Origin of the sequence: Chloroflexus sp., from assembly GCF_034435895.1 — a bacterium.
Classification (GTDB): Bacteria; Chloroflexota; Chloroflexia; order Chloroflexales; family Chloroflexaceae; genus Chloroflexus.
In genome coordinates, this window is sequence record NZ_DAOTWH010000162.1 from 1 (window position 1) to 9,619 (window position 9,619).

Sequence of the window (9,619 nt, forward strand, 5' to 3'; positions counted from 1 at the left end):
CAACAGGTCGTCAAGATCGTGCATGAAGAGCTGATCGAGCTGCTCGGCGACCGGCGCCGCCGCCACCGGTCCAGCTTGCGCTTGGCGCGCAGCCGCTTGGTGGTTTAAAAACGCCATCGCCATCTGCTGGGCAGCAGGATTACTGGTTACAGTTTGAACTAAGTCATTAACAGCACGGATTGCTTCGGTCAATTCACGGATACTCGCCGGACTCAAATCAAACGGTAAATCCGCCTCGCGCAGCGTTCGGCGCAGGGTATCCCATGCCGAACGGGCCAGACGGCCGGCAGTAAAGATTTGATTAGGCGGCAAATTCGCCGGATCAATCACAAAGGGCGCATTTGGCGTCGCCGGCGTGCGCGGCGCACCGCCGGGCCAACGATAGGGCGTTTCATCGGGACGCAACGCATCTTCAGAACCATAGATCGCCGCGCCGAGCGCCATCATCACGTCAGGCGCCGCTTGGCGGGCATCCATCCCAGCGGCCAACGCCGCGCGTGCTGTCTCAGCCGCCGTGCGCAACAAGATCATCAACGCCGGCACATACGCTTGCGGCACCAGCGTGAGGGTAAAGACTTGCTCTTCGGCATCAGGCGCGCTAAACCCCAGCGTTACCATCCCGTGAATCGGATCGACCCCGCGGCCATCGATCAAGGTCAATTCGCTCAACGGAAACGCAAAACACAGATAGCGCCCATAATCACGCGCCCACAACACCACCCGCAAATCGGTAATCAGGCAATAGTCGTGCAGTGTGGGGCCGCTCAGCCGGAGACCCTGCCGATCGAGCAGCACGCCATCAACCGCGACCAGCACCTGCTCATCAGGATCGAGCACTTCAAGCCGCGTAATCTCTTCGAGGTGAGCTGGAACGATAGTATGGCTGTAATAGAGCAGGTTAATCATAACGCTCCCAAGGGATCGGCGTGAGGCGGCGAGCAGCGCGCCTCACGCCTGCCCGCCAACCTAGCGGTTGAAGCGCGAGCGGATGCGCTTCGGACGGAAGCCGTTGCTCGAGCTGCTGCTGAAGCCGCTCTCGCCCGAGCCGCTCCGGGACACACCCGGGTAAGCGTTGCGGTTGATGTTGTCAACCGCGGCCGCGGTGGCCTGCAGCGCATTCGAGACCCACTGCCAGTGGCCTTGGAACATGATGTCGCCGATCTGCGCCACCTGCGCCGACGACTCCGAGAACCAGCCTCTCGTCGCCATGCACACACCTCCTTAACAATACGAACTCCCCATATTAGGTCACCGGAGGCATGCCTCCGAGAAACCCCACTGTAAAGCCGCCTTACCGTGACGCCATCTGCGGCGCCATGAAGGGCACGCTCAACCACTCGCCCTCCATCTCGGCCTGCCCGGCTTCGAGGCCAGCCAGACTGGTCGGCAGCGTCAACACCCGCCGGAAATCGCCAATCTGCACCACCAGCTCATCACCGTTCTGATACAGATCGAGCTGGGAAACGTCGGCGAAGGGCAACCGGATCTTCACCCGATAATACTTATCGCCGACCTTGGCAATATCTAGCGGCGCGCGATCGTAGAGCACAGCGGTCGGATCCATGTCGCCATAGATGTCGTCACCCATTTGGCGCAGCTTCTCAAGCCCCACCACCTCTTCGGGGTAGTACGGCACTCGCCGGATGGGCAACGGCACAAACGAGTGCTCGACATCTTGCAGATAGCGCTGTTGCACATCGCGCCAGTGGTTCAAATACCCGCTGTCTTGATCGAGCGGCAGAATCTTATTGACCACCACCATATCGACGGTCATGCCATACATCGACAGGTAGGTCAACGCCCGCTGGCTCTCCTTGATCACCATCTTTTCGGGGTTCATCACCAACCGGATCGAGGTCTCAAGCGGGTTGGCCAGCGTCGCCGTCACGCCCTCCAACTGGCGGAACATATCATCAACCGCATCGTACACCTCAGGCGGCGCGACCATCTTATTGAGGGTCGGATTAATTTTGCTCATCGGGCGGAGGATCGGCTTGATCACAAACCGCTCGGCGCCGCGCAGCATATTAATCGCCCACTTGAACGTTTCGGGAGCCGAGAGCAGCCGCAGCGTCTCGCCAGTCGGCGCGCAGTCGATCACCAGCAGATCGTAATCGCCGCGCTCCTTGTGCTTCTTGATCCGGATGAGCGGGAACGCCTCTTCCATACCCGGCAAGACGCTCATCTCATCGGCCAAAATACCCTGCACGCCCTGCTCGGCCATAAGCTGAGCGAAGTGTTCGCGCACGATACCCCAGTTGCTCTCAATGTCGTGGTAAATGCTGACCTCGAGCGCGTCAAGGTTCTTGGTGATCCGAACGGGTTCGGGGCCGAGCGGCCCCTCGAGATCGAGCGAGTCGGCCAGTGAGTGGGCCGGATCGGTGCTCATCACCAACGTCTTTAAGCCACGATCCGCAGCCCGGAGGGCCGTTGCTGCCGCGACGCTTGTTTTCCCAACGCCGCCTTTTCCGGTGAAGATCAGAGTGCGCATCAGGGCCTTTCCAGGAGCTTACTGCTCGGCTGTCATCGACCGCCGCCGTGGCGGCGTCCAGAGGTTACGATCGAATACCACACGGAGTTTTTGCTTAAAAGCCAAAACCCGCTCCTGTTCCGCTGATTTTGGCCTGTATCGCAATAGTAGCACGAATATCAGCAGGTGTCAACAAATGTTGCTCATATGTATCAGAAAGAGATCACAACCTTACCGCATTCTGATGATGTACAGCGCCTTAGTGCACTCGGATTGGCGCGGCGCGGCATGGCCGCTCCTTGCAATATAACGGCGCGGTCGCGGCGTTTTTCCACACTGGTGAGCAATATCCCTCGTAGTATGATTTGCAACGAGGCTATCGCCATCATACCCCGAATGGCGTCGCGCTACGGCTGCCAACCCATGTCATATCTGCTATCATTCTCTACCGCGCGCCGTTATTATACCAGCTCCGCTGCCATTTTGGCGAGGGTTTTGAAAAGATCTTCGCGATCTATGTGGCTTGGCCATGGCGCTACGAGCCACACCTCATCGTGAGTGACGGCGGCGCCGGGTTCTAATCGCAGCAATGGCGCAAGTGTCTCTAATTCGGTACAGCCTTGGTCGTAGTAGATTTCGAGGTTGCTGTTGCGGTCAGGGTAGGAGTGATCAGGATGATAGGCAGCTTGTTTGAGAAACACCACCCCATCGTGGAGATAGGCTAACCAGCCGGCAGGGCTATGCGCGCCGATTTTGGCCGGCGGGCCGCTGAGCGAGGTGTCGATGAGGATGTAATCGGCGGTGAGGTGGAGCCGCGGGTCGGGTAACGGGGTATAGGGCCACAAGGCAATCTGGCGATGCGGCGCGACCGGATTCGCCGGCGGTTGGCCATCGTGCAGCGGCAAAATCGCCACCCCGCCCGGCGCCAGTTGAGTGATCGCCCACGGCGCCAATTCCACCGGCCACAGGCCATGATTGGTCAGCGTGTGGCACAGATGCACGCGCGGCTGGACTGGATCAAGCGTGACGGCAATGGTTTTGGCAATCCCGCCCGGATCAACGGCGCTGCGCAAGATGACGCCATTATCGATGAGCTCGGCCTCTGGCCCAGCCAGATCGGGCCAATAGCTGCGCGGAAAGGCTTCGGGGGCATGCCAGAGCCGGTGGCCGCCGAGCAAGGCAAACTCGCCCCACGGCGTTGCCCAGCGCGCTGCCGGCGTTTCGGCCAACAGGTTGGGGCCGCCGTCAAGCTGCAATCCGAGAATGCGTGGCCCGCCGGCGGCCAGTACCGTGAGACGAAGACGATCAGTAGCAATAGAAAGAGTAGGATAGGTCATAGCGGTTGGTGTCCGAGTGGAGTGCGGCAGTCAGACTGCCGCACTCCACAGGGAAAAGCTTACGGACAAGGTTCGCCACAACGATCATTCGTATCGTTTGATTAGGCAGCATACGGACGAACCAATGGACTTATGGTAGCATAAAAACAGCGCCGGTGCCGGCGCAACAGCAATGATCGTATAGTGCAGGCATTCCCATGAGCGAACCAACCATTTATGAGCAGATCGGCGGCGAACCCACCTTCCGCCGGATTGTTGATAGCTTCTATGCGCGGGTGGAGGCTGATCCGCGCCTCCGCCCCATGTTCCCGGCGGATCTTGAGCCGGGCAAAGAGCACCAACGGCTCTTTCTGATGCAATATTTCGGCGGCCCGCGCACGTATAGCGAGCGGCGCGGCCACCCCCGGCTACGCATGCGGCACGCGCCGTTCCCGATCGGGCCAGCCGAACGTGATGCGTGGCTCGAACACATGCTGGCAGCGCTCGATGAAGCCGGTGTGCCGGAACCGGCCCGCAGCGTGATGGCCGACTATTTTCGCAATGCAGCGCAGGCAATGATGAACCAGTGGGATCCGTCGTCGCCGTAACGACGACGACGGCATCAACATTAGGCGGGCAATTGCCGCAACCACGGCAAGAGAATGTCGAGGAAGGCTTGCGGGGTTTCGTCGAAGGGGCAATGGCCGCTATCAGGAATGATCTTGATCTCGGCATGCGGGATCATCCGATTCTTGATGATTTCGGCATGGGCCGGCGGGATCGATTGATCTTCCGCCCCCCAAATGAGTAACGTGGGCATCTGAATCGCGCCCGGCGTGAGATCGAGCACGAGATTGGCAAATTCGCGGCTGACCTTAAGGTACGAACCGGCGCCATAGCGGCGTAGCGGGCCACTGAACGTCTCCACCAGCTCCGGCGTGACGCACTCTTTGCGGTGGTAGGCCGAGAGCAAGCCTTGCCGCACGCCCCAGCGATTGCCGAAGACACCGGCCAGCGTCTCGCCAATCAATGGCGCGCCAATCGCATCGAGCATAAGCCGGTCAATGGGGCTGAGCGGACGGGCCTGCAACTGCGCACCTGAACTGTTGACCAGTACCAACGCCTTGACTAAATCAGGATAAGCGCGGGCTAGTTGGGCGCTGACCACGCCCCCCATCGAATGGCCAACCACCACGGCAGGCTGGCCGATGGTATCGCGGATGAAGGCCGCCGCCTGCGCGGCCCACCGCTCGCGGCTCGGACGGCCCGCGGGCCGAACCGAATAGCCAAAATTGTAGAGATCGATCGCGTAGAGGGTGTGCTCGCTGGCAATTGGGCGCATCACCGGACGCCAGTGTTCGATCAATGCGCCGTAGCCGTGGATCAAGAGCACCGGCAAGCCTTGTTGGGGTGATGAGATCCATGACCGCATCAACCCGTCAGGGCCGCTGCGGTATTCTTCGCGGATTTCAAACCGGCGCGTAGCCTGTGGATCGATCAGTGTGGTTGCCATCTATCACATACTCCGTCTGTTAGGTTGGTAAACGACAAACGTGGTTTGCCTAGAATCAGCATACCACGTTTGCAATGATTTTGCACAGATTTTGTATGAGCGCTCCCACCGGGGGGATGAAATAGATTCGGCGTACCCCGCAGTGACCAGCGACAGCTTCGCTGCCGCACTCCATAAAGGTACATCTGAGTAACGGTTGCACTACCGCTCCCCATAGCAGCGCGGCATCTGAGCCGTACCGATCGTGCTCATCACACGTTCGTGAAGTGCAGCAGCTTTGCTGCTGCACTCCATCCAAGCGTAGATAGCCACTTATCACGGCTCACGCAACCGCAAGGTGATATTGCCCGACGTTGAGGTCGCGTTCAAGGCTGCCCCGCCCTCGCCGATGGTCGCCGTTAACGAACGCCGGTTGAACGCTTGCCCGGCTAATTGTTCAGGCACATCGATCCGCCCGCTCACCGTTGCAAACGAGAGATTGGCATTGACCGGCGCAAGGAGGGTGATCGCCATATCGCCGGAAATGGTTGACAACCGTTGCGGCCAGTTTGCCAGCCGGCCAGTAAATAACACCTTGCCGTTGGTCGTCTCAACCGCCAACCGTACCGCCTCGGCGGTATCGATCTCGACATCGCCGGAGACGGTCGTGATCTGGATGGCGCCAAGCTCGCCGCGCAGCTTCACATCACCGCCGGTTGTCTGCGCGATCACCTCATCCAGTTGGCCAACCGCAGTGAGAGCGCCGCTCACAGTCGTCACCCGCAACGAGCCGCGATAATCGCGCAGATCAATATCACCGCTGGTCGTATTAATCGTGATTTGGCCGCGCGCACTGTCGGCGACCACATCGCCGCTAATTGTGCTGACGGTTCCGCTCGCTGCGGTCTGGCGCAGCGTCACGTCACCCGACACCAGCGAAATGTTGAACGTTACATCAGGCGGCAAGGCCAGTTCAAGGCGCGCATACGGGTTGCGGCCAAAGATCCACGGCGCCCATGGCTGGTGATTGACATTGACGTAGAGCGTATCGCCGCGTTGCTCGATATGCACATCGATTTGAGCGGCAGCATCGGCAGCCGCATTCGCCGCCCAGCCAAACCCCAGCCGTGAACCGCTGACGATCACTTCTTCGCCGGTTGTACCATTCACGATGACCTGATCGTTCACGCCGCTCACTTCAACCCGCGCCACAGTGAAGCGTTGCGCCGGGATGGTTTGCTCGCTATCGGAACGGGCAAGGTTCAGATCAATCCCCGCAATCGTACCCCGGCTCAACAGTTCAAACAACAACCAGCCTAGCCCGCCGAGGATCAGGGCAATCCCCAGCAATCGCCGGCCCATTTGGCGCTCGACCGGACGTTCCGGCCCGATCGGCGGATCAGTTGTACGCATCGTTCATTCCCCCTCGCGTTGTGTCCTTCACTGCATCCGACGCGCTGCCGGCAGTGAGTGTTGCAACATCCCTCAGCGTTCGCTCGCGCTGAAGCGGGGGATTGCTGCGGGCGCTGCGCGCCCTCGCAATGACAGGTAGGCTTGTCATCACGAGGCGAGCGAAGCGAGGCGAAGCAATCTCCCCCTTTCCGGTTGTCATTGCGAGCCGAGCGGAGCAATCTCCCGCGAGCACGGTATCAACCCGCTCAGCGTTCGCTCGCGCTGAAGCAGGGAATTGCTGCGGGCGGACGGCGCCAGCGCTGCTGGACGCCGCCACTCCCTCGCAATGACAACCGGGCCCCCCCGCGCCATGACAGGCGGGATTGTCAGTGCGAGCCGAGGGTAGGGGCATCACGTGTGCTGCCCGCGCGAGGCGAAGCAATCTCCCGCGAGCACGGGAGCAATCCCCTCAGCGTTCGTTCGCGCTAGAGCAGGAGATTGCTGCGGGCGCTGCGCGCCCTCGCAATGACAAATGGGCCCGCGCAAGGACAACAGGCTTATCATTGCGATCCCAGCGACGCAATACCCCGCACCCCTTATGTCATTGCGAGCCGAGCGGAGCGAGGCGAAGCAATCTCCCGCTTTCCGGTTGTCATTGCGAGCGAAGCGAAGCAATCCCCCGCGAGCACGGTATCAACCCGCTCAGCGTTCGCTCACGCTGAAGCAGGGGGTTGCTGCGGGCGCTGCGCGCCCTCGCAATGACAAATGATCCTGCGCTCTCGCAATGCCAGATTGGGCCCGCGCCCGCGCGCCATGACAACTGGGCCCGCGCCCGCGCGCCATGACCAGCGGGCACGCAGGCAAACACCGGCAGAGCAAGCCATACATCAGGTACAATAGAAATATGCCTATTTTAATCGACGGCCACAACTTGATCGGCCAGATGCCTGACATCGAATTGAGCGATCCCGACGACGAGGCGAAGTTGGTTGCCAAACTTCGCCGTTACGCTGCGCGCAAGCGTGGCCGTAAGATTGTGGTCGTCTTCGACGGCGGCGTGTACGGCCATCCGCAGAATCTGCACGGCTACGGAGTTGAAACGCGCTTCGCCAAACCGCCGCAAACTGCCGATCACGAACTTATCCGGCAGATTCGAGCGATCCGGCGGCGGGAGGAGTGGCTGGTCGTTTCCTCAGACCGGGCCGTGGCGGGGGAAGCGCAAGCGCGCGGCATTCAAGTCATCTCGGCGCAAGAGTTTGCTCGCCGCTTGCAGGCGCTTGATCAGCCGCGCGTCAATGCCCGCGATAAACGCGCTGATCGCCCGCTGAGCAAGGCTGAAATTGAGGAATGGTTACGGTTTTTCGGCATTGATGAAGACGAAGACACGCATTACTATTGAGCGCAGACGATGACACCCGACCCGATCACCGAACAAAACCGCCGTTCGTGGAATGCGGTGGTGCCGGCGCATACCAGCCATCGCGCCGATGAAGCCGCCTTTTTGCGCGACGGCGGTTCGACGTTGTTCCCGGAAGAGATGGCGTTGCTCGGCGAGATTCGCGGTCGCCGCTTGCTGCACCTGCTCTGCAACACCGGGGCCGATAGCCTCTCACTGGCCGCGCAGGGAGCCATCGTGACCGGCGTTGACCTCAGCGATGCCGCGATTGCCCATGCGCGTGCGTTGAGTGCGGCGAGCGGCATTCCGGCCACGTTTGTGCAGGCTGATGTCTACGCCTATTTGGCCGCAGCGGCAGCGGATGGCCAGCGCTTCGAGCGCATCTACGCCGGTTACGGCGTGATCTGCTGGCTGCGCAATCTCACCGCCTTCGCCGCCGGCATCGCCCGCGTGCTCGTTCCCGGCGGGAGGTTTGCGCTGATGGAGTTTCATCCCGCCTCGAATATGTTGAGCGCCGATTGGCAGCTGGCTTACGACTACCCGCGCGGCGGCGCGCCGCTGGAGTTGCCGGGAGTGGGGGATTATGTCGGCGCAGCGGAAGGCAGCTTGTCACCGTCCGGCTTCTTGCCCGGTGTGCGCGATTTTACCAACCCCGAGCCATGCACGCTCTATCGCTGGGGAGTGGGTGAGGTGGTGACGGCGCTGGCGCAGGCCGGTTTGCGGCTCCGTGAGCTGCGCGAACATTGTTATGTCAATGGAGAGCGACCGTTCGAGCGGATGGTTCCGGCGGCAGACCGCCGGTGGCACGCGCCGCCCGACGTGCCAGCGATCCCGCTGATGTACGGGCTCGCGGTAGAAAAGGATAGCGACGATGAGTGATTGGGGGATCGGCCACGACCGGATTATCCTCAGCGGGATGCAGTTTATCGGCTACCACGGCACCCGCCCGGAAGAGAACCGGCTCGGCCAGCGGTTTGTGGTGGATGTAGCAGTTGAGCTTGACCTGCGCGCCGCCGGGGCCAGCGACGACTTGAGCCAGACCGTGGACTATAGCCAGATTCACGATCGGGCGCGCGAGATTGTCTGCGGGCCGGCGTTGCAGTTGACCGAAGCGGTCGCCGAGCGGATTGCGACAGCGGTGCTCACCGACCATCCGCAGATCTGCACGGTGGCGGTGCGGGTGACCAAGCCGGGAGTGCGGCTCGGCGACACCATCCTCGCCGGCTCGGTCGTTGAGATTGTGCGCCGGCGATGACCCGACCGCGCGTGACGCTCAGTTTTGCCCAGACCCTCGATGGGCGGGTGGCGGCGGCTGATGGCAGCTCGCAATGGATTAGCGGGCCGGAGTCGCTGCGCTTCTGCCACCGGTTGCGCGCTGCCCACGACGCGATTATGGTTGGCATCGGCACGGTGCTGCGCGACGATCCGCGCTTGACGGTACGGCTGGTCGAGGGGCGCGATCCGCTGCGGGTGATCGTCGATAGCACGCTGCGCATCCCGCCAACCGCTGCGGTCATCCGCGACGGCGCCGCTCACGGCACCGTGCTGGCCTG

General features: G+C 61.4%; 11 protein-coding genes. 5 read left to right on the plus strand and 6 right to left on the minus strand.

The features are described 5' to 3' along the window. From U9R81_RS09580 to U9R81_RS09595, 4 genes are all read right to left on the minus strand, one after another. A partial coding sequence (locus U9R81_RS09580) for a hypothetical protein (RefSeq protein ID WP_322495256.1) occupies window positions 1–906 on the minus strand: 906 nt, incomplete at its 3' end. Window positions 907–966: 60 nt separating this feature from the next. After that, complete coding sequence (locus U9R81_RS09585; protein WP_066783739.1) at window positions 967–1,209, minus strand: bacteriochlorophyll c-binding family protein; 243 nt, start codon at window positions 1,207–1,209, stop codon at window positions 967–969. A gap of 82 nt (window positions 1,210–1,291) precedes the next feature. Beyond that, on the minus strand, window positions 1,292–2,491 hold the full coding sequence (locus U9R81_RS09590; RefSeq protein WP_322495257.1) for an ArsA family ATPase: 1,200 nt from the start codon (window positions 2,489–2,491) through the stop codon (window positions 1,292–1,294). Window positions 2,492–2,931: 440 nt separating this feature from the next. After that, window positions 2,932–3,807, minus strand: coding sequence for a hypothetical protein (locus U9R81_RS09595; RefSeq protein WP_322495258.1), 876 nt, complete (start codon window positions 3,805–3,807; stop codon window positions 2,932–2,934). 197 nt (window positions 3,808–4,004) lie between these two features. On the opposite strand from U9R81_RS09595, the gene U9R81_RS09600 reads away from it, so the two are divergent. Further along, window positions 4,005–4,394 carry a globin gene (locus tag U9R81_RS09600; protein WP_322495259.1) on the plus strand — a complete coding sequence of 130 codons (390 nt, stop codon included), beginning with the start codon at window positions 4,005–4,007 and terminating at the stop codon, window positions 4,392–4,394. A 20-nt stretch (window positions 4,395–4,414) separates the two neighbouring features. On the opposite strand, the gene U9R81_RS09605 is transcribed toward U9R81_RS09600, so the two are convergent. Together U9R81_RS09605 and U9R81_RS09610 are read right to left on the minus strand one after the other, a co-directional pair. Next, window positions 4,415–5,299 (minus strand): alpha/beta fold hydrolase, encoded by an 885-nt coding sequence (locus tag U9R81_RS09605; RefSeq protein WP_322495260.1) that lies wholly within the window; start codon window positions 5,297–5,299, stop codon window positions 4,415–4,417. Between the two features lie 315 nt (window positions 5,300–5,614). After that, the gene (locus U9R81_RS09610; protein ID WP_322495261.1) at window positions 5,615–6,691 is read right to left on the minus strand and encodes a DUF4097 family beta strand repeat-containing protein; all 1,077 of its coding nucleotides are present in this window, start codon (window positions 6,689–6,691) and stop codon (window positions 5,615–5,617) included. Window positions 6,692–7,574: 883 nt separating this feature from the next. Here U9R81_RS09610 and U9R81_RS09615 point away from each other — a divergent pair. The 4 genes from U9R81_RS09615 to U9R81_RS09630 all read left to right on the plus strand — a co-directional run. Next, window positions 7,575–8,069: an NYN domain-containing protein gene (locus tag U9R81_RS09615; RefSeq protein ID WP_322495262.1), complete on the plus strand. Its 495-nt coding sequence runs from the start codon at window positions 7,575–7,577 to the stop codon at window positions 8,067–8,069. A 9-nt stretch (window positions 8,070–8,078) separates the two neighbouring features. Further along, window positions 8,079–8,945: a class I SAM-dependent methyltransferase gene (locus tag U9R81_RS09620; RefSeq protein ID WP_322495263.1), complete on the plus strand. Its 867-nt coding sequence runs from the start codon at window positions 8,079–8,081 to the stop codon at window positions 8,943–8,945. Further along, window positions 8,938–9,321 carry a dihydroneopterin aldolase gene (gene folB / locus U9R81_RS09625; protein ID WP_322495264.1) on the plus strand — a complete coding sequence of 128 codons (384 nt, stop codon included), beginning with the start codon at window positions 8,938–8,940 and terminating at the stop codon, window positions 9,319–9,321. The genes U9R81_RS09620 and folB overlap by 8 nt, the downstream gene beginning before the upstream one ends. After that, the coding region (locus tag U9R81_RS09630; RefSeq protein ID WP_322495265.1) for a RibD family protein at window positions 9,318–9,619 on the plus strand (302 nt) is incomplete at its 3' end. The genes folB and U9R81_RS09630, both read left to right, overlap by 4 nt.

Bases quoted from the DNA above. Each gene is read 5' to 3' on its own strand.
- U9R81_RS09585 (WP_066783739.1), bottom strand. From the start codon at position 1,209: ATGGCGACGAGAGGCTGGTTCTCGGAGTCGTCGGCGCAGGTGGCGCAG.
- U9R81_RS09590 (WP_322495257.1), bottom strand. From the start codon at position 2,491: ATGCGCACTCTGATCTTCACCGGAAAAGGCGGCGTTGGGAAAACAAGC.
- U9R81_RS09595 (WP_322495258.1), bottom strand. From the start codon at position 3,807: ATGACCTATCCTACTCTTTCTATTGCTACTGATCGTCTTCGTCTCACG.
- U9R81_RS09600 (WP_322495259.1), top strand. From the start codon at position 4,005: ATGAGCGAACCAACCATTTATGAGCAGATCGGCGGCGAACCCACCTTC.
- U9R81_RS09605 (WP_322495260.1), bottom strand. From the start codon at position 5,299: ATGGCAACCACACTGATCGATCCACAGGCTACGCGCCGGTTTGAAATC.
- U9R81_RS09610 (WP_322495261.1), bottom strand. From the start codon at position 6,691: ATGCGTACAACTGATCCGCCGATCGGGCCGGAACGTCCGGTCGAGCGC.
- U9R81_RS09615 (WP_322495262.1), top strand. From the start codon at position 7,575: ATGCCTATTTTAATCGACGGCCACAACTTGATCGGCCAGATGCCTGAC.
- U9R81_RS09620 (WP_322495263.1), top strand. From the start codon at position 8,079: ATGACACCCGACCCGATCACCGAACAAAACCGCCGTTCGTGGAATGCG.
- folB (WP_322495264.1), top strand. From the start codon at position 8,938: ATGAGTGATTGGGGGATCGGCCACGACCGGATTATCCTCAGCGGGATG.